This window comes from Curtobacterium sp. GC_Cur_3 (assembly GCF_026544205.1).
GTDB lineage: Bacteria > Actinomycetota > Actinomycetes > Actinomycetales > Microbacteriaceae > Curtobacterium.
Genome location: NZ_JALNUI010000024.1, coordinates 21,128 through 40,310, shown reverse-complemented (window position 1 = coordinate 40,310; position 19,183 = coordinate 21,128). Strand labels below are relative to the sequence as shown.

The 19,183-nt window shown below is 72.1% G+C and carries 18 protein-coding genes; 10 read left to right on the top strand and 8 right to left on the bottom strand.

From position 1 onward, the window contains the following. Positions 1 to 38 precede the first annotated feature (38 nt). The gene (locus tag OXR63_RS13385; protein ID WP_267424044.1) at positions 39 to 971 is read left to right on the top strand and encodes an ABC transporter ATP-binding protein; all 933 of its coding nucleotides are present in this window, start codon (positions 39 to 41) and stop codon (positions 969 to 971) included. Further along, positions 968 to 2,179 (top strand): ABC transporter permease, encoded by a 1,212-nt coding sequence (locus OXR63_RS13380; protein ID WP_267424042.1) that lies wholly within the window; start codon positions 968 to 970, stop codon positions 2,177 to 2,179. The genes OXR63_RS13385 and OXR63_RS13380 overlap by 4 nt, the downstream gene beginning before the upstream one ends. A 92-nt stretch (positions 2,180 to 2,271) precedes the next feature. Here the strand turns inward: OXR63_RS13380 and OXR63_RS13375 are convergent, their stop codons facing one another. Both OXR63_RS13375 and pnuC read right to left on the bottom strand, forming a co-directional pair. Then, positions 2,272 to 2,967, bottom strand: coding sequence for a hypothetical protein (locus tag OXR63_RS13375; RefSeq protein WP_267424040.1), 696 nt, complete (start codon positions 2,965 to 2,967; stop codon positions 2,272 to 2,274). 77 nt (positions 2,968 to 3,044) lie between these two features. Next, positions 3,045 to 3,710 (bottom strand): nicotinamide riboside transporter PnuC, encoded by a 666-nt coding sequence (pnuC, locus tag OXR63_RS13370; RefSeq protein WP_194661748.1) that lies wholly within the window; start codon positions 3,708 to 3,710, stop codon positions 3,045 to 3,047. Positions 3,711 to 4,071: 361 nt separating this feature from the next. On the opposite strand from pnuC, the gene OXR63_RS13365 reads away from it, so the two are divergent. The 4 genes from OXR63_RS13365 (at position 4,072) to OXR63_RS13350 (ending at position 6,855) form a co-directional block, all read left to right on the top strand. After that, on the top strand, positions 4,072 to 4,626 hold the full coding sequence (locus OXR63_RS13365) for an alternate-type signal peptide domain-containing protein (RefSeq protein WP_267424037.1): 555 nt from the start codon (positions 4,072 to 4,074) through the stop codon (positions 4,624 to 4,626). 80 nt (positions 4,627 to 4,706) lie between these two features. Then, complete coding sequence (locus OXR63_RS13360) at positions 4,707 to 5,300, top strand: TasA family protein (RefSeq protein WP_267424036.1); 594 nt, start codon at positions 4,707 to 4,709, stop codon at positions 5,298 to 5,300. Further along, on the top strand, positions 5,297 to 6,187 hold the full coding sequence (locus tag OXR63_RS13355; RefSeq protein ID WP_267424034.1) for a hypothetical protein: 891 nt from the start codon (positions 5,297 to 5,299) through the stop codon (positions 6,185 to 6,187). The genes OXR63_RS13360 and OXR63_RS13355 overlap by 4 nt, the downstream gene beginning before the upstream one ends. Then, positions 6,184 to 6,855, top strand: a complete 672-nt coding sequence (locus OXR63_RS13350) for a signal peptidase I (protein ID WP_267424032.1) — start codon at positions 6,184 to 6,186, stop codon at positions 6,853 to 6,855. The genes OXR63_RS13355 and OXR63_RS13350 overlap by 4 nt, the downstream gene beginning before the upstream one ends. Here the strand turns inward: OXR63_RS13350 and OXR63_RS13345 are convergent. Next, a complete protein-coding gene (locus OXR63_RS13345) occupies positions 6,822 to 8,396 on the bottom strand; it encodes a Mur ligase family protein (protein ID WP_267424030.1) in 1,575 nt (524 codons plus the stop codon). The two genes, OXR63_RS13350 and OXR63_RS13345, sit on opposite strands and share 34 nt — an antisense overlap. Before the next feature lie 152 nt (positions 8,397 to 8,548). Here OXR63_RS13345 and OXR63_RS13340 point away from each other — a divergent pair, with 152 nt between their 5' ends. Both OXR63_RS13340 and OXR63_RS13335 read left to right on the top strand, forming a co-directional pair. Beyond that, entirely contained in the window at positions 8,549 to 9,076 is a 528-nt protein-coding gene (locus OXR63_RS13340; RefSeq protein ID WP_267424028.1) for a hypothetical protein, read from the top strand. A 138-nt stretch (positions 9,077 to 9,214) separates the two neighbouring features. Further along, a complete protein-coding gene (locus OXR63_RS13335) occupies positions 9,215 to 10,744 on the top strand; it encodes a cryptochrome/photolyase family protein (RefSeq protein WP_267424026.1) in 1,530 nt (509 codons plus the stop codon). Between the two features lie 81 nt (positions 10,745 to 10,825). Here OXR63_RS13335 and OXR63_RS13330 read toward each other — a convergent pair whose 3' ends face one another. Then, positions 10,826 to 11,230 carry a VOC family protein gene (locus tag OXR63_RS13330; RefSeq protein WP_267424025.1) on the bottom strand — a complete coding sequence of 135 codons (405 nt, stop codon included), beginning with the start codon at positions 11,228 to 11,230 and terminating at the stop codon, positions 10,826 to 10,828. Between the two features lie 3 nt (positions 11,231 to 11,233). Between OXR63_RS13330 and OXR63_RS13325 the strand changes: the two genes are divergently transcribed. Both OXR63_RS13325 and OXR63_RS13320 read left to right on the top strand, forming a co-directional pair. Further along, positions 11,234 to 11,980 (top strand): hypothetical protein, encoded by a 747-nt coding sequence (locus tag OXR63_RS13325; protein ID WP_267424023.1) that lies wholly within the window; start codon positions 11,234 to 11,236, stop codon positions 11,978 to 11,980. Positions 11,981 to 12,026: 46 nt separating this feature from the next. After that, positions 12,027 to 13,358, top strand: coding sequence for a GNAT family N-acetyltransferase (locus OXR63_RS13320; protein ID WP_267424021.1), 1,332 nt, complete (start codon positions 12,027 to 12,029; stop codon positions 13,356 to 13,358). 175 nt (positions 13,359 to 13,533) lie between these two features. Here OXR63_RS13320 and OXR63_RS13315 read toward each other — a convergent pair whose 3' ends face one another. Genes OXR63_RS13315 through OXR63_RS13300 form a run of 4 tightly spaced genes read right to left on the bottom strand, consistent with a single transcriptional unit; the run spans position 13,534 to position 18,915 of the window. Then, complete coding sequence (locus OXR63_RS13315; protein ID WP_267424019.1) at positions 13,534 to 14,532, bottom strand: ABC transporter permease; 999 nt, start codon at positions 14,530 to 14,532, stop codon at positions 13,534 to 13,536. Next, positions 14,529 to 15,464, bottom strand: coding sequence for an ABC transporter permease (locus tag OXR63_RS18465; protein WP_267424018.1), 936 nt, complete (start codon positions 15,462 to 15,464; stop codon positions 14,529 to 14,531). The genes OXR63_RS13315 and OXR63_RS18465 overlap by 4 nt, the downstream gene beginning before the upstream one ends. Next, a complete protein-coding gene (locus tag OXR63_RS13305) occupies positions 15,461 to 17,251 on the bottom strand; it encodes a dipeptide ABC transporter ATP-binding protein (RefSeq protein ID WP_267424017.1) in 1,791 nt (596 codons plus the stop codon). The genes OXR63_RS18465 and OXR63_RS13305 overlap by 4 nt, the downstream gene beginning before the upstream one ends. Next, positions 17,248 to 18,915 (bottom strand): ABC transporter substrate-binding protein, encoded by a 1,668-nt coding sequence (locus tag OXR63_RS13300; RefSeq protein WP_267424016.1) that lies wholly within the window; start codon positions 18,913 to 18,915, stop codon positions 17,248 to 17,250. Before OXR63_RS13300 ends, OXR63_RS13305 begins: the two co-directional genes overlap by 4 nt. Positions 18,916 to 19,183 lie beyond the last annotated feature (268 nt).

Below are 19,183 nucleotides of genomic sequence, written 5' to 3'. Positions count from 1 at the left end.
CGCGGCCGGTAGGGTCAGCGGAGCGAGAAGGGGGCTCCATGGCCGGGGCGAGCATCAGCGTGCGGGACTTCGTGATGCGGTTCGGGGACCGTGCCGTGGTGGACGGGCTGTCGTTCGACGTCGCGCCCGGTGAGACCTTCGGGCTCCTCGGCAGCAACGGATCGGGGAAGACGACGACCATCCGCGCGCTCCTCGGCATCACCGCGCCGACGTCGGGCACGCTGACGATCGACGGTCGCCCCTACCGTCCGGCGACCGGCGGGATCGGGTACCTGCCCGAGGAACGTGGGCTCTACCGCAAGGAGTCCGTCCTCGACGTGATGACGTACTTCGCCGCCCTCCGCGGCATGAAGCGCCCGGCCGCGACGGCGTGGTCGATGGACTACCTCGCCCGTGTCGGCCTGGCGGACAAGGCCAAGCTCCGGGTCGACAAGCTCTCCGGCGGGCAGCAGCAGAAGGTCCAGCTCGGCATCACGATCATGGACCGCCCGCGCCTGCTCATCCTCGACGAGCCGACGAAGGGCCTCGACCCGGTGAACCGCCGGCTCCTCCTCGACCTGGTCGACGAGCGGAAGGCCGACGGTGCGACCGTCGTCCTGGTGACCCACCACATGGACGAGGTCGAGCGGCTGTGCGACCGGATCCTGCTGCTCAAGGACGGGGACGCTGCGGCGTACGGCACCATCCCCGAGGTGCAGGACGCCTTCGGTGGCGCGGTCGCCAAGGTCTCGCTGCGCGGACCGGTCCCCCGTTCCCCCCTGTACAAGCTCGCGCGGCACGAGGGCCACGTCGCCTACCTCGTCCCGTCGACGACCGCGGCGCCCGACGGGTCGGACATCCTCGCTGCACTGGTCGGTGCCGGCGTGCACGTCACCGGCTTCGAGATGCGCAAGATCCCCCTCGACGAGATCTTCGTCCAGGTCTACGGCCACGACGCCCTCGTCGACGAGACCGCCAGGAGCGCACGATGAGCCGCATCGGCACCGTCATCCGGTTCGAGTTCACCCGCGCGGTCAAGAAGCCGGCGTTCTGGATCGGCACCCTCGCGCTGCCCCTGGTCGTCGTCCTCGTGTCGCTGCTGGTGGGCGTCGGGCAGGCCGCGGGCACCGACTCCGCGCTCTCGCGGGCGTCGGCCACGAAGACCCCGTTCCACTACGTCGACCGCTCGGGGCTCGTCTCCGAGTCCGTCGCCGCACGCTGGGGCGGGACCCCGTCGGACGACGAGTCCGGGGACCGCGCGGACGTCGTCGCCGGGCGGCTCGAGGCCCTCGTCGTGTTCCCGGCGAAGCCCTCGACCGAGTCGATCCGGGTCACCGCGACGGACCGCGGCCTGTTCGAGAACAACGCGTACGCGTCCCTCGCGCAGCGTGTCCTCGAGCAGAGCGTGGCCGCGGGCGTCGACGACCCCGAGGCCGTGGCGCTCCTCCGGTCACCACCGTCGGCGGACGTCACGGCGTACGCCGACGGCCGGGTCGCCCCCGGCTGGCTGTCGATCGTGCCGCCGCTCCTCTACGTCGCCGCGTTCTTCGGGCTCGTGATCCTGCTCGCCGCCCGCATGGTGACGGTCGTCGTCGAGGAGAAGGAGAACCGGATCTCGGAGATGATCCTGACCACGGTGACCGCCGGTGACCTCATCCGCGGCAAGGTCGTGGCGATGCTGCTGGTGTGCCTGGTGCAGATCGGCGTCTTCATGGTGCCGGGACTGCTGTCGCTCGTGGTGGTGGTGCCCCTGCTGGCCGGTCGGGTCGGCCACGTGACGATCGACCCGTGGCGGATGCTCGTCGGTGCGCTGCTGCTCGTCGGCGGGGTGCTGCTGGCCTCGGCGCTGTTCGTCGCCGTCGGTGCCGCGGTCCCCTCGATCAAGGACGCCTCCGCCCTGCAGTCCACGGCGATCTTCGCGCTGATCATCCCCGTCTACGCGGCGTTCTTCGTGATGACGAGCCCGACCAGCCCGGTCGTGGCGTTCTTCACGTACTTCCCGACGTTCACCCCGATCACCGCGATGGTCCGGAACGCGGTCGGGGCGCTGTCCCCGCTTGAGTCCGTCGTCTGCATCGTCGAGGTCTTCGGCGTCGCGGTCCTGCTGCTCTGGTTCGCGCAGTACCTCTTCCGGCACTCCGTCGCCCAGTACGGCTCCAAGGTGACGCTGCGCCAGATCGCGTCCTGGCGACGCTCCTGACCGGTCGCGGCTCCGACGCGACCCGATGACGGGCTGGAGGCCCGGTGCCAGCTGGCACCGGGCCTCCAGGCTGTCAGTGGTGACCGTGCGTACTAGGCCGGGAGGATCGGGGAGGTCGGCACCGAGCCGAGGTCCCACGCCGGTACGGAACCGAGGTCCCAGGCGGGCACGTGGCGGCGACGCCAGCCCTCGCGGAGCGCACGCACGGCGTGCTCGAACTCCGTCAGTGCGTCGAGGTGCGGACGGATGAGCATCTGGATCTGCAGGCCCTCGAAGACGGCGAGGAGCTGCGTCGCGGCACGCTCGGGCGCGACGACGATCGACTCGATGCCGGCGTCCACGTCGCGCTGCAGGCCGACGGTGAGCCCGACGACGTAGTCCTGGTATCGCTTCCGGAACAGGTCGGCGAAGCTCGTGCCGGCACCGGCCATGTTGATCACGCCGGCCAGCACGCGGACGCGGCCCGGGTCGGCGACGTCCTCGGCGAGCATCTGGCGGACGTGCTCGATCGTGCAGGTGGGGGTCCGACGACGGGTCGAACCGCGCATCGCCGTCCAGTGGTCGTACGTCACGAGGAGCAGGGCGTCCCACGTCGGGAACGCGCGGGAGACGGCGTCGAGCGGGAGCCCGGCGACGTCCGCCACGACCGCGGCGTCGACGTCGTTGAAGGGGTGCAGCCGGTAGGCGCGGATCGCGGCACGGACGAGGCGCTCGGCGATGGTCTGTTCTGGCAACGGCTGCTCGGCGTCGAGCGTCCCGTCGGCGAGTCCCTCGGTGAGTGTCTGCACAGGGGACATCTCACCGCACGCGAGGGGTCGACGTCGCGTCCCAGTGCGGGGGGTGCTGCCGGTCAGAGCTCCCGGCGTCAGCCGACGGTGACCGGGGCGGCGGACGGGCGGGTGCGCTGGCGCATCCACACGAAGAACCCGGTGAGGGTGAAGACGCCGTAGACGACGTACATCAGCCCCGAGGCGTAGTACCCGGCCGAGAACAGCAGGGGCACCCCGACCAGGTCGACGGCGACCCAGATCAGCCAGAACTCGACCCAGCCCTTCGCCATGCCGTACGTCGCGAGCAGCGACCCGACGAAGATCCAGGCGTCGGACCAGACGGGCTCGTAGGACCCGAGTGCGCGGAACACGGGCGTGAGCAGCGCCGTGCCGCCGACCAGGGCGACCACGAGCAGCCCGCGCGTCCGCCAGGAGGCCCAGCGCGGGTCGATCACGGTGACCGACTCGGCGGGGCGGTGCGTCCAGCGATACCAGCCGTAGACGCTGACGATGATGAACATCACCTGGCGGCCGGCCTGCCCGAGCAGGTTGACGGGGTTCGGGGTGTCGAAGAGCGCGCCCATGAAGACCGTGAAGAGCAGGGCGTTGCCGACGATGCCGACGGGCCAGGCCCAGATGCGGCGACGCATGCCGCCGAGCGCGCTGAGCAGCCCGAAGACGTTGCCGATCACCTCGCGCCAGAGCACCGTCTGGTCCCCGATGACGATCTGCGCGTCGAACAACCAGCGCACGATGCCCATGGTCCCCTCCTCGATTCCGGTCGATGCAACCGCATGGGTCCGGGTGGCATTCCTTGGGCACTGGAGCCGAAACGGGGTACAGATCGCGTCGGCACTCCTGGGGACGGAAATCACCCCCGTTTTGGGTCCATTCAGACGCATCATCTTTGTTGTCAGCACTTTGGGGGACCGGTAGCGTCGATGTCAGACGGAATCCAGCCCGCCCGAGCCGCCCTGAGCTCCGGAGCCCGGCGGTCCCGCTCGGCACCGGTCAGCCGCGACCCTCGTACCACGGGGTCGATGACACCGTCCCGCCTGCACGCAACCCGAATCACCGTGCCGGCGGCCTCAGCGCTCCCTGGAGCGCAGGAACGGATCCACCATGCACAAGATCGTCACGGGTGCCCTCGCCGGCGCCGCCGGCATCGCCCTCCTCCTCGGAGGCGCGGGCAGCTTCGCGCTCTGGAACGCCAACGCCTCGAGCGCGGCGTCGTCCATCAGCTCCGGCACCCTGACCCTCACGGCTGCGAACGACGGCGTGTGGACCGACCTGACCAACGGCCGCTCGGCCACCATCAACCCCGCGTCCGTGCTCATGGTCCCGGGCAACAAGTACCAGTTCACGCAGACCCTGAACATCGCCGCGACCGGCCAGGACCTCAAGGCGAACCTGACCTACGCCAACCAGAGCATCACGGGCGACTCCGGCCTGATCGCAGCGACGACGAAGACCCTCGCCGTCACGTCGTCGAGTGCGTCGGTCGTGCAGTCGACCTCCTCGACCAACACCTTCGTGGTCTCCCCGGCCGCCGGCACCTCGGCGGTGAAGGTCGTCTTCACGATCGAGCTGCCCTCCACGGCCACCACCGGTCAGAACGGCACCGTCAACGTCGGTGCGCTCGCCTTCACGCTGACGCAGACGGCGATCGGCTCCTGATCACCGGCGCGGTCGGTCCCTGATCCGTCGACCGCGCCGGCTCCACCACCACGACCATGTTCACCGGGGGGTGACGGGAAATGACCAGTTCGACCACATCACGACGTCGCCACCGTGCGCCGTCGCGTCATCGCTGGGTGTGGGCCACCGCGCTCGCCCTGGCGGTCGCCGTGGTCGCGTCGGTGCTCGGCACCGGCGGGACCTACGCCCTGTGGAACGCCTCGGCGAGCACGAAGTCGTCCGTCGTCAGGTCGGGGACCGCGACGCTCACGGTGAGCCCGCTGTCGCCGATGTACCAGACGGCGATCGGCCCGGGGTCCAGTACGACGGGCACGTTCACCGTGCGGAACACCGGGACGGTCCCGCTCTCGATGCGCGTGGCCATCACCGCGACGAAGGTGTCCTACGCCGACACCACCGACGACGTCGTCCTCGGCGCGCAGACCCTGCGGCTCGCGTCCGTCGGTTCGGCGGCGGAGTGCCACGCGGGCATCTCCGGCGCGACCGGTCCGCTCGCGACCTTCGACACCGGCAGCGGCTACTACACGCTGCCCCCGGGCGCCTCCGGCATGGGCTGCATCGAGATCGTGTTGTCGATGGACGCGCCCCAGAGCGTGTCGGGTGCCGTGACCGACTTCACGCTGACCGTGACCGGGACGCAGGTCGCACCGTGAGCCGCCGTGTCCGCGTGCTCCTCGCCGCGCTGCTGAGCCTGGCGCTGGTCGTCGGCGGTTCGAGTGCCGCGTGGGCGCTGTGGACCGCGACCGCGAACGCGACGTCGAGCACCACCATCGGCAAGGTCGCCGCCGGGATCAAGGGCGCGCAGGACCTCACGACGACGTTCTCCAGCACGGTGACCTCGCTGACCAAGCCCCTGACGTTGATGAACTCGGAGAACCTGCGAGGAACCACGATGACCTCCGTCAGTGTCACGAGTGACAGTTCGTCCGCGCTCGCGCAGGCCATCGACGTCGTCGCCTGGCCGGTCCCCACGACGGCGGACTGCACCGACGGCGCGGCCGTCGGCAGCGGATCGGTCTCCGGGACCTGGGCGTCACTGCCGAGCATGACCACGACGCTCGCCGCCCACACCGAGGTGGTGTGGTGCACCAGGAGCACGCCGCGGGCGTCCGCCCCGACCCCGGCGACGGCCAACATCAGGGTCACCCTGACGACGAGCTGGGGGTCCTGGGTCTCCGCTCCCGTCACGGGCGGGTTCTACCTGACCACCTCCGCGGCGACGACCGCGTCCCCCGCCACGACGTGCACCGACCACGACGGCAACTACGTCGACCTCACCTGGCCGGCGTCCTCCCGCCCGGCCGACACCTGGTACGCCGCCTACGTCGGCGACACGATGGTCGGACAGACGTCGCAGGACTACTCCGGGTCCATCCAGCTCGCACCGAGCGACTTCCCGTCGTCCGTCCCCGCCGGCACCTCGACCGTCGTGGTGAAGGTCGTCGACAGCACCGGAGCGCCGACCTCGACCGTCGCCGGCAGCGGCCCGGTGACCCTGTTCACGCAGAACGACGGAGCGGCGATCCGATGCGGCGCATGACCCTGACTCGACGTCCGGCCTCGATCCGTCGTCCGACCCCGCGGACGCGGCGCACCGGTTGGCGGGCGGCACTGCACGCGGTCGCCCTGGGTGTGAGCACCGGACTGCTGCTCGCGGTCGTCGGGATCGCCCTCGTGGTCATCGTGATCCCGAAGGCCACCGGGTCGACGCCGCTGACCGTCCTGACGCAGTCGATGGAGCCGACGCTGCCCCCGGGCACGCTGCTCGTCGTCCGGCCGACCCCGGTCGACGACGTCCACGTCGGCGACGTCGTGACCTACCAGATCACGTCGGGACAGCCCGAGGTCGTCAGCCACCGCGTCGTCTCGATCGCGACCGCCTCGGACGGCACCAGGACCTTCGTGCTGAAGGGGGACAACAACGCCGTGGCGGACGCGGCAGTCGTGGTGCCCGCACAGGTGTGCGGCGTCGTCTGGTACAGCGTCCCCGGGATCGGCTGGGTCAACCAGCTCGTCAACGGGTCGCGGAGCTGGCTCGTCCCGACGGTCGCCGCGGTGCTGCTCACCTACGGCGCGGTGATGATCATCGCCGGCACCGTCTCAGCGGCCCGTCGTCGCCGTCGCCGCGCTCGACGCTCAGGGGCGCGGCACGTCGCCGGCTACCGGCGGACGGGTCAGCCGCACGGAACGGTCTCCTCTGCCGGGTGACCCGCCTCGGCGAGCGCCACGCGGGCGTCCTCGAACGACGAGTACGGCACGTGCTCCCCGCGGACGTCCCGGTAGTCGGTGAGACCCGGTCCTGCCCAGTACACGACCCCGTCGTCACCGATCGCGGCGAGCGCCGTCCGGATCGCGGTCGCCGGGTCGGGCTCCTCGACGATGATCGCCGCTGAGCCGACCGACCGTGCCCCGGCCAGGATCGCCGCCCGGATCGGTGCGGGGTCCTCGAAGCGGGGATGGTGGTCGGCGACCACGACGACGTCGGCCGCCGTCGCCGCGACCACACCCATGCCGTGCCGCTTCGTCGGGTCGCGGTCCCCGTCGGCGCCGAGGACGATCGCCACGCGCGCGGGTGCGACGGCGCGGACGGCCTCGAGGCTCTTCGCGAAGGCGTCGGGCGTGTGGGCGAAGTCGACGAACACCCGCGGGCCGGTCGGTGCCGAGGCGTCGGACATCCGACCGGGGACGACGACCTCGAGCCGGTCCCCCATCGCGGCCCGGAGGCGCTCCGGCTCCACGCCGGCGCGGATCAGCATCGCCATCGCGAGACCGGTGTCCGCCGCCATGTGTCGGCCGAGCAACGGCACCTCGGTGACGATGTCCGTGCCGTCCGGCCCGGTCAGGCGGAAGCGCGTGCCCTCCAGCCGCTGGTCGAGCACGGCAACCCGCCAGGGCGCGTCCTGGCCGGGCAGCGAGGTGATCGTCTCGACGGGGATGCCGGCGTCGCGGACGATCGTCCGGCCCGCGGCGCTGTCCACCGACACCACACCGCGGCGCGCGTGCTCGGGGGTGAACAGCGCCGCCTTCGCCCGGAGGTACGTGTCCATGTCGGCGTAGTCGTCGAGGTGGTCGTGGCTGAGGTTCGTGAACCCGGCGACGTCGAACCGCACGCCGTCGAGCCGGTGTCGGCTGAGGCCCTGGGCGCTGGCCTCCACCGCGATGCCCCGGACGCCCTGCTCGGCGGCCCGGGCCAGGAAGGCGTGCAGCTCCGGCGCCTCCGGGGTGGTCAGGCGCGCGGCGACGGCGTCGTCCCGGACCCGCCGTTCCGCGGTCGACGTGAGCGCGGTGGGCCACCCCAGCCGCCGCATGAGCGCGTCGAGCACGTACACGGTCGAGGTCTTGCCGTTCGTGCCCGTGACCCCGAGCATCGGGACACCGAGGTCGTCCGTGCCGTACACCGCGCGGGCTGCGGCACCGAGGACCGTCCGGACGTCGGGCACCACGACGACGGGGAGCCCGCTCGCGGCCGCGGTCGGCTGCCCCGCCGTGTCGGTCAGGACCGCCACGGCGCCGGCACGACGGGCGGCATCGACGTGGTCCGCGCCGTGCTGGTGGCGTCCGGGCAGCGCCGCGAACAGCACGCCCGGCAGGACGTCCCCGGTGCTCACCGTCAAGCCCGTGACGAGGACGTCGCCCGCCGACGCAGTGGCTCCGACCGCGCTGCCTCCGACCGCGCTGCCTCCGACCGCGTCGGCGACGGCTCGCAGGCTGACAGGGCGGAGGTGCTCGGGGTCGAATGCGTGGGGCACTGGGACGGTCCTCGTCGTCGGGTCGGCGTCCCCGGTGCGGGCGACGCTGCCCGGCCATGGAACGCCGCACCGACCGCGTACCGGTCCAGTCGCACGTACCCCGCCCGCTCGCTGCGGCCGGTGCCGGAGCCCCGCGTCTAGGCTCTGGGGTCGTGACGGACGGTGTGGCACGGGCGCAGGCACTGGTCGACGACGCCGCCCGGGAACTGCGCGCTGCCGGTGTCCGGGACGAGGCACTCGGCGAGTACGTCCAGCCGAAGGCGGTGCTCGGCATCCGCCGCGAGCCGACGATGCGCCCGCTCGGTCGGGTCTGGCGGGTCGGGGCGCTGCTCCTCGGGTCGTCCCTGGAGACCGGCGGCCGGGTCTGGGCGACGGGCACCATCACCCGGGTCGCCGACCCCGGGCGGGCGCAGTTCGTGTCCGTGTCCGCCGAGACCCGTCGGGCCTACCGTGCGGCAGCGGTCCGTGGTCGCTTCGACGCGGGCGACACGGTGAACCACGGCGCGACACCGATCCCCCTCGACGACACGCTCGGCCACGCCGACGGGGTCCTGTTCCTGCGCGACGACGAGCCGTTCGTCCGGTGGTCGCCAAGCTCCGGCGCCGCCGTCCCCCTCGTCGAGTACCTGACCGACCGCGTCGCGCTGCTGGTCGACCCGCCCGCGGGCGCCACCGACTGACCGCCCCCGCTGAGATCGCAGTTCGTGTCGGGTCCGGCGCGTGCCAGGCGACACGAAGTGCGATCTCAGCGGCACGGGCAGCGGCAGCGGCACGGGCACGCGGGCACGCATGCGGGCGGACCGCGTAGCGTCCGCGAGGTGACCGACTCGCCGCGCCGCCGCCTCGTGCTCCCCGGCCAGTACGGCCCGGTGTTCGACGACGGTGGCCCCGCGGTCGTCGTCGAGGCCCGCGAGTTCTTCACCGCCCGACCCGTGCACCGGGCCAAGGCGCACCTGTGGCTCAGCGCCCTCCGCCACCGGGTGCGCGAGCTCGACGACCGGGCGGAACACGTCAAGGTCCTCCGGCTGGAGGACGTGCTCGCTGGACAGGACGACCTCGAGGTCGTGGACCCGCCGTCGCGGACCCTCCGTCGGCAGGTCCGGGAGCACGGCCTGAGGGTCCTGCCGAGTCGCGGGTTCGTCACCTCCGAGGAGGACTTCGGCGCCTGGGCCCGCGACCGAGGCGGGCGGTTCCTGATGGAGGCCTTCTACGAGCAGGTGCGCCGGCGCGAGGGCTGGCTGATGGACGGCACCGCCCCGGTCGGCGGTGTCTTCAGCCACGACGCCGACAACCGGCAGCCCCCACCGCGCGGCGCGACGACCCTCGGGCTGCCCGGACCGTGGACACCGACGGAGGACGAGGACGAGGTCGACGCCGAGGTGCGCGAGGACCTCGACCGGTGGGAGCGCGACGGGGTCGTGCGGTTCGTCGGACGGGACGACCGCCGCCGCTTCGCCGTCACCGCCGACGAGGCCAGGGCGGCGCTCGAGGACTTCCTCGAGGTCCGGCTCGGGGACTTCGGACCGTACGAGGACGCGGTCCTGACCAACGACCGGACGATGGCGCACTCGCTGCTGAGTGTGCCACTGAACCTCGGCGTGCTCGACCCGCGCGACGCGGTCACGGCAGCGGTCCGCGCGTACGAGGACGGCGGTGCCCCCATCGGCAGCGTCGAGGGCTTCGTCCGGCAGGTCGCGGGCTGGCGCGACTACGTCTGGCACCTCTACTGGTGGCTCGGGGACGCGTACGGCGCCGAGGCATCGGCACTCGGGACGCGTCGGGACGCAACGCCGAGGGACGCAACGCCGGGGGACGCGCGGCCTCGTGGGTCCTCGCTCCCCCGCTGGTGGCGCGAACTCGACTCCTCCGAGGTGGACGCGGTCTGCCTGTCCACCGCGCTCGACGACGCCAGGGACCACGGCTGGCTGCACCACATCCAGCGGCTGATGGTCCTCGGCAACTTCTCGCTGCAGCGCGGCTGGGACCCCGTGGAGCTGACCGAGTGGTTCACCGACGTGTTCGTCGACGGCACCGACTGGGTGATGCCCGCGAACATCATCGGGATGTCGCAGCACGCGGACGGTGGGGTGGTCGCCACGAAGCCGTACGCGGCCGGCGGGCGTTACATCGACAGGATGACGGACCACTGCGGCGGCTGCCGGTTCGACCCGACGAAACGGCTGGGCGAGGACGCCTGCCCGTTCACGGCCGGGTACTGGGCGTTCCTCGACCGAGCGGAGCCAGCACTCCGGGGCAACACCCGCATGACGCGGCCGCTGCAGCAGCTCCGGCAGATGCCGGACCGCGAGCAGGTCGTCGCCCAGGAGGCCGCCCGGCGCATGCCGTGACGGCACACGGTCGCGACCACCCACCGGACGGGAGGACCGGTGCGGGCTGGCACCGGGCCTCCTGTCCGGTGGTCACCGCGATCAGGGCGCCGCAGGTGTCTCCGGGTCCATCCAGAACGGCGACCAGTGGTAGCCGTCCGGGTCGTCGAACTGGCGCTGGTACATGAACGGGTACTCGTCGGTGTCGCCGACGCGCCCGCCGGCCGCTGCCGCACGCTCGACCAGGTCGTCGACCGCCTGACGGCTGTCGAGGTCGAACGAGACGGTGACCTTCGACGGGGTGTCCGGTCCGCCCACGAGCTCCTCGACCCCGCCGACGCTGGCGTACATCTCGCGACTGGTGAGCATGACGTACTGCTCCGGGGCGATGGCGAAGCACGAGGCCTGGTCGCCCGACATGCTGGGCTCGATGGTCCAGCCGAGTGCCCGGTAGAAGGTCGTCGCCCGCTCGACGCTCTCGACCGGGCAGGTGATGAAGAGGCTCATGCGGTGATCGTCCTCGTCTCCGGCGTGCGGGTCAAGGTCCCCGTGAACCCGGGTGTGCTCCAGGTGGCAGGCTCTGAAGACATGGGCGCACGGGGCAGGACGATCAGCATCCTGATGGCGGTCCAGGCGGTCGGTGCGCTGCTGGTGGTCCTGCTCGGTGAGCACACGGTGCGGGCCGTGACCGTCACGCTCGACGGGCAGCCGACGACGACGCTCTCGCACGTGGACCTCGGCGTCGCGATGGTCGTGGTGCTCGCACTGTCCGCGCTGGCATGGGCCACGTCGTCGCGAGGCCAGGGCACGTCGCCGCGAGGGCAGGGCACGTCGTCGTGGTGGTCCGGTGCGCTCGACCCGCTGCTGACCACGCCGATCACCGTGTTCGTCATCGCCCAGCTCAACGGCGTCCGGGACGTCGGCGCGCTGGTCGGTGTCTACGCCCTCGCGTCGGCCGGCGTGCTGTTCGCGCTGGTCCAGCGCCGCGACGAGCGGTCGGTCGGCGGCTCGCGCGTGACACTCGGCCTCGGGTCGGCGGTCGGGATCGTCCCGTGGGGCATCGTCGCGTTCCACCAGGTCGGTGCCGGGTTCGTCGGACACCCGCTGCCGGGGATCGTGGTCGTGGTCACGCTGACGGCGCTCGCCGCGGCGATCGCCGAGTTCGTCGCGACGTGGCGGCGGCGGCCGGTCGCGGCCTCGCTGCTGCGCGCGGCGGGCTTCTCGCTCGTCGCCTGGCTCGTCGTCGCCGCGGTCTGATCCCGGTCACTCGATCCGGCCGACACGGCCCCGATAGGGTCGGAGCGTGGCACCGATCAACGACGACTTCAGCGACCGCTTCGACCTGCGCGAGTTCACCCCCGGCACCGACGCCGACGGGGCGCCCGACGCCCGCACTGCCCCGTGGATGGAGGCCGTGGGCATGGGCTTCCACGAGGGCACCCTGTCGCCCGAGTCCGCCGCGCGCATGGCGGCGAACTTCGTCGAGGACGGGGAGACCTTCCTCGGCGTGTACCTCCGCGAGCCCTTCCCGGGCTCCGTCGACGAGACCTGGCCCGTCGGCACCTTCACCTGGCTCCGCAAGGGGCTGAGCTGGGGCGACGGTGCCCGCGTGGACACGCAGGCCATCACCGGGGTCACGGTCCGACCGACCGAGCGCCGTCGCGGCATCCTCCGCGCGATGATGACGCACGCGCTGACCCGCGGTGTCGAGGACGGCTACGCGCTCGCCTCGCTCACCGCGTCCGAGGGCACGATCTACCGGCGCTTCGGCTTCGGCAGCGCGATCCGCGAGCGGGCCGTCAGCGTCCGGCGGAACCGGGCGCTGCCGTTCCTGGCACCGACCTCCGGCACCGTGACCGTCGTGCCGCTGTCCTGGCTGGCGGACGGCGTCGGACGCGGGGTCTTCGACCGCTTCCACGAGCGCACGCCCGGCTCGATGGTCCGGAACTCCGGCACGTGGCCGGTCGTCTTCGGTGCGCTGACCGGCGACGGTGAGAAGGCGAAGGACGTCCGTGGCGCCGTGCACCGGGCCGAGGGCACCGACGAGATCGACGGCTACGTCACGTGGAAGGTCAAGGACAGCGGCGGCGAGACCACGGTCGAGATCGTGGACATCGTCTACACGGACGACGCCGCCTACCTCTCGATGTGGGAGTTCCTGCTCTCGATCGACCTCAACGACGTGGTGCAGTACAAGCGCTCGCGGCTCGACGACCCGATCGTGGCGGCGCTCGCCGACAACCGGGCGTACGACGTCGACCACGAGGAGGACCACGTCTGGCTGCGCGTGCTCGACGTGGCGGCGACGCTGTCCTCGCGGCCGTATGCGGTCGACGGCTCGGTGACGCTCGCGGTGTCCGACGCGATGGGCTTCGCGACCGGCACGTACCGGCTCGACGTGGTGTCCGGCGTGGGCTCGGTGACGCGGGTGTCCTCGGACGTCCTCGGCGAGGTCGACGGGATCGCGGTCGACGTCGCGCTCGACGTGGCCGACCTCGGTGCGCTGTTGATCGGCTCGGTGTCCCCGGTGACGCTCGCCGCCGCCGGACTGCTCCGGGCGTCGGACGATGCGGCGCTCCGGCTCCGCGCGATGCTGCTGCCTCCGCGGACGCCGCACGGCATCACGTACTTCTGAGGGGTCGGGCGGGCGGTTCGGGGTGGCCGCGGCGGCTCGCACCGTGCGCGGCCAGCTGGCTGGTGCGAGGTTCTGCACCCCGTGCGGGCCGACAGCGCCGCACGGGGTGCGCAACCTCGCACGACGCGGGCGCCGCACGACGCGGGCGCCGCACGGCACGACGCGAGCGCCCCGCCTACCCGCGCCGCCGCACCCGGGGGTCGACCACGCTGTAGACCACGTCGACGATCACGTTCGCGGTGACCACCAGGAACGCCGAGAACAGCGTGAAGCCCACGACCACCTGCAGGTCGAGGGTGTGCACCGCGTCGATGAGCAGCGCCCCGAGGCCCTGCATCGAGAACACCTTCTCGGTGATGACGGCGCCACCGAGCAGCGACCCGAGGTCGAGCCCGAACAGCGTCACCACGGGCAGGATCGCCGTCCGCAGCCCGTGCCGCACGACGACCTGGCGCTCGCGGAGGCCCTTCGCGCGGGCCGTCCGGACGAAGTCCTGCGACATCGACTCGAGCATCTCGCCCCGGGTCAGGCGGGCGTAGATCGCGGCGCTGATGAACGCGAGGACGCACCACGGCAGCACCAGGTGCGTGAACCAGCCGACGGGGTCCTCGGCGAAGGGCACGTACCCGCTGGTCGGCAGCACGCCGAGCACGAACCCGAACAGCAGGATCGCGAGCAGCCCGACCAGGTAGGACGGCGCGGAGACCCCCGCGACGGCGATGCCCATCACGGTGCGGTCGAGCAGGGACCCGCGGCGCAGCGCCGAGGCCGCTCCCCCGGCGACGCCGGCAACGAGCCACAGCAGGGCGGCACCGACGGCGATCGAGGCCGTGACGGGGAGCCGGGTCAGGATGAGCGAGGTGACGCTGTCGTGCAGCTGGAACGAGTAGCCGAAGCAGGGTGCCGCGCAGTGGATGACCGAGGCGCCGGTGCCGAACGTCCGACCCGTGACGATCCCGCCGAGGTACGCGCCGAACTGGGCGATCCAGGGCTTGTCCGTGCCGAGGAACGCCTGCACCTCGCGCAGCCGGTCCGGGGTGCAGGGCTTGTCGCAGATGGCACGTGCGGGGTTCGTCGGCAGCAGCATGAACAGCGCGTACGTCACCGCGGCGACGACGAGCAGCACGACCACGGCGCCGAGCACGCGGAACAGGACGAAGCGGAACGCGGTCACCGGGTGCCTCCGCGCGGGTCGAGGGCGTCGCGCAGGGCGTCGCCGAGCACGTTGAACGCCAGGGTCACGAGGAACAGGGCGATGCCGGGGAACAGCAGGTACATCGGGTCGGTCTGCACCCAGCCGATCGCGTCGCCGATGCTGCGACCCCACGACGGCGTCGGCGGGGTGACGCCCACGGCGAGGAACGACAGCGCGGCCTCGGCACCGATCATCGACGGGATCGAGATCGTCGCGTAGACGGTGATGGTCGCGGCGAGGTTCGGCAACAGCTGCGTCCGGATGACGTGCCACCGCCCGGCGCCGAGCGCGGTCGAGGCGACGACGTAGTTCCGCGACCGCAGCGACAGCGTCTGCCCGCGGATGACCCGCGCGACGGCCGGCCACCCGAAGAACCCGATGACGAGCACGACGAGCAGCGGCTTCGGGAACGACGTCGGCACGATGGCGGTGAGCGCGATCATGAACACGAGCGACGGGAACCCGAACATCACGTCGACGACCCGGCTCAGCACCCGGTCGTACCAGCCGCCGAAGAACCCGGTCGTGACGCCCACGAGCACGCCGATGACGATCGACATCGCGGTCGCCGCCAGGCCGATGCCGAGCGAGGTCCGCGCGCCGTACGTGACGATCGCGAACAGGTCGCGTCCGGTCAGCGGTTCGACGCCGAACCAGTGCGTGCCGCTGACCCCGCCGAGGGCGCCGCGCGGTGCCCCGAAGGAGTTGAGCGCCCCGATGTGGTAGCTGTACGGGTCCTGTCCGCTGAGGCCGGCGATCACGGGAGCGAGCACGGCGACGAGCAGGAAGACCGCGATGACGACCGCGCTCGTGACGGCCCAGCGGTCCTGCCGGACACGTCGGACGACCGCGCGGAACCCGGTCGACCGGCCGGAGGCGGCGACGGGCCGCTCGACGACGTTCGCGGTCACGGTCCCACCTCCACGAGTCGGCGCCACGCGGCACGGCGGGCAGCCTGGCGTGCCGGGTCGGCCACGGGGGCGGCGGCGAGCAGCATGCGCGTGTAGTCCTCCTGCGGGTCGTCGAGCACGGTCTCGGTGCGGCCACGTTCGACGACGCGGCCGTCGTGGAGCACGACGACCTCGTCCGCGAGCTGGCGCACCACCGCGAGGTCGTGGCTGATGAGCAGCATCCCGAACCCGAAGTCGTCCTGCAGCGCGGACAGCAGGTCGAGCACGGCCGCCTGGACCGTCACGTCGAGCGCCGAGGTCGGTTCGTCGGCGACCACCAGCGCCGGCCGCAGCGCGAGGGCCCGAGCGACCGCCACACGCTGCCGCTGCCCGCCGGACAGCTCGTGCGGGAACCGCTCCGCCCAGGTCGGGTCGAGCTGCACGGCCTCGAGCAGGTCGCGCACGCGGCTGCTCCGCTCGGCGGGCGTGGAGCCGTGCACCAGCAGCGGTTCGGCGATGCTCCAGCCGATGGTCTGTCGCGGGTTCAGTGACGACGCCGGGTCCTGGAACACGATGCCGACGCGGCTGCGGACCTCGCGCAGCCGTCGTCCGCGCGCCGTCCGGAGGTCGCTGCCGTCCACCTCGACGCTGCCGGCCACGACCGGCACGAGGCCCGCGAGCGCGCGCCCCACCGTCGACTTGCCGGACCCCGACTCCCCCACGAGCCCGAGCGTCTCCCTGGCCAGCAGCTCCAGGTCGATGCCCGAGACGGTCGGCGCGCCGCGCCGGTCGTACCGCACGCTCACGTCGCGCAGTCGCGCCACCACCGGCCGGGAGGCTCGGCCCGCTTCCGCCTCGCGGCTCGCGTCCGCAGGACGCGCCACCCCGGCCACGGCCCCGCGCCCACCGTCGCCGAGACTCGGCCCGGCGGACAGATCGCGGGCGTCGTGCGCCGCATCCTGTCCGGTGGGGCGAGACTCGGCCGGGCCCGTGGCGGGTTGGACGGGCGGGGCGGACGCGGGCCGAGCCTCCAGGGCGGGGACGGCGGCGAGCAGAGCTCGGGTGTAGGCGGCCTGCGGGGCCGCGAACAGGTCGGCGACCGCGCCGTGTTCGACGGGCTCGCCGCGGCGCATGACGAGGACCTCGTCGGCGACGTCCGCGACCACGCCCATGTCGTGCGTGATGAGCAGGACCGCGAGGTCGCGCTCGTGGCAGAGGTGCCGCAGCAGGTCGAGGATGCCCGCCTGGACGGTGACGTCGAGGGCCGTCGTCGGTTCGTCCGCGATGAGCGCGACGGGGTCTCCGGCGAGCGCCATCGCGATCATCGCGCGCTGCAGCTGCCCGCCGGAGAGCTCGTGCGGGTACGCCCGTCGGATGCGTGCCGGGTCGTCGAGGCCGGCGGAGCGCAGCAGCTCGTCGATGCGGGCGGACACCCCGGCTCGGTCGAGGCCGCTCGGGTGCGCGCGGACCGCCTCGGCGATCTGCGTGCCGATCGAGAGCACCGGTGTGAACGAGTTCATCGGCTCCTGGAAGACCACGCCGATGCCCGCACCGCGAACCGCGCGCAGGGACTCCACGGACGCACCGACGAGCTCTTCGCCGCGGAACCGGGCGCTGCCGGAGACCCGGGCCTGGGGCGGCAGGAGCCCGAGCACGCTCATCGCGCTGACGGACTTCCCCGAGCCGGACTCCCCGACCAGGGCGAGCACGCGGCCGGGCGTCAGCGCGAAGGAGACGTCACGCACGACGGGCTCCGCGTCGCCGAACGCGACGCGGAGCCCCTCGACCTGCAGGATGGGGTCGCTCACTGGGCGAGCGAGACCTTGAGGTAGTTCGGGTACGCGGGGAAGTCCGCGACGCGGAAGTCCTGCACGTTCGACCCGGCCAGGAACGACTGCTTGGCGTAGGTCAGCGGGACGACGGGCGCGTCGGCCATGATCTTCCGGTCGGCCTCGGCCCAGAGCTTCCGTGCGTCCTGCTGGTCGATCGTGCTGGTCGCCTTGGCGATGAGCGCGTCGACCTCCGGGTTGCTGTACTTCGAGACGTTGTAGCGGCCACCACCGATCTCCGACGACGCGAAGAGCGGCTGGATGTTGGCGTTCGCGCTCGGGAAGTCCGGCTGCCAGCTGAACAGCGCCAGATCGAAGTCGGTGCCGTCCGTCGTCGCCGTGTAGAACGAGTCGATGTCGAGCGGCTTGAGGGTGACGGCGATGCCCGCTCGCTTGAGCCCGGCCTGCAGCGCCTGGGCCTCGGAGAGGTTCGCGGGGTCGTTCTGCGTCGCGAGCGTCAGCTTGAGGTCGGTCGCGCCGGCCTTCTCGAGCAGCTGCTTCGCCTTCGCCACGTCACCACTCGCACCCGGCTTGTACAGGTCGTAGCTCTTCCGGCCGGCGATGCCCGGCGTGATCAGCGTCGAGGCGTAGCTGCCGGCGAGGGCTCCTCCCGAGGCGATCCGGTAGGACTTGCGGTCGACCGCGTACTGCAGGGCCTTGCGCACCTGGAGGTCCTTGAGGGCGCCACGCTGCGTGTTGATCGCCAGGTACTGGAGCGGACCGGCCTTCGACGTCGCGAGCCGGTCCTGCGCGGACGGGTTGGCGCGCACCTGGTTCAGCTCGGCCGCACCCAGGAACGTGGCACCGAACGAGTTCTTCGCGTCGCCGTTGTCGGCGATGAGCGTCTGCGTGACCGTCGAGGGGTCCTGCGACTCCTTGAACACGACCTTCGACGGGCCGGCGGTGCGGACCGAGTCGGTCTTGGCGCTCCACTGCTTGTTCCGGACCAGGGTGATCTGCGACCCCTGCTGGTTGGCCTGCACCTCGTACGGACCACTCGCGACCGGCTTGGCGTCGTACGCCCCGGTGTCCGTGCCGTCCCCGTCGGGGACGGGGGCGAACGCCGGCATCGAGACGATCCACGGCCAGTCGCCGTAGGCCGCGGTGAGCTTGAAGACGATGGTGGAGTCGTCCGGCGTCTCGATGCTGTCGAGCGTCTTGCCGTCGAACGGACCCCGGTACGTGTCGCCTCCGACCAGCAGCGACTTGTGGTAGCTCAGACCACCGGGGAGGGTCGGCGCGAACGAGCGCTCGATGCCCCACTTGATGTCCTTCGTGGTGATGGTCGAGCCGTCCTGGAACTTCAGCCCGTTCTTGAGGTGGTAGGTCCAGGTCTTGCCGCCGTCGCTCGAGTCGCCGGTGTTCGTCGCCAGGTCCGGGACCACCTTCGCGGTCTTCCCCGGCTGCACGTCCCACGCTGTCAGGCGACGGAGCACCAGGCCGAGCGTCGTGATGTTGAGGTTCTGGCTCGTCGCCGGGTCGAGGTGCACCGCCGTCGCCGTGGTCAGGATGTTCAACGTCCCGCCCTTGCTCGTGCCCGAGGACGCGTCGTCCGACGCGCCGCCGCCCGAGCAGCCGGTGAGGACCAGGGCTGCGGCTGCGGCGACGGCCGCGGTGATGGTCAGTCGGTTCGAGCGTCTCATGACGTGGTGCTCCTCGAGAGGTCGGTGCTGTGGGGCTCACGGCCGATCCAGGCCGGGCGGCGTCCATCCTGGCACCGCCCCCATGCGCACGGAGACAGCCGGTGACGCACGACGCAACATTCCGCGGCGCGGGGTGGACCGGTCGTTCTCGATCCGTCCGCGTGCACGGCGCCGTCCTGCCCGTCGACGGCGGCCGCATCGCCGTCTGATCGATCCCGCTGCCACACTGCAGAACGGACACGGCACCGTGCAGATGCACGGTGCCGTG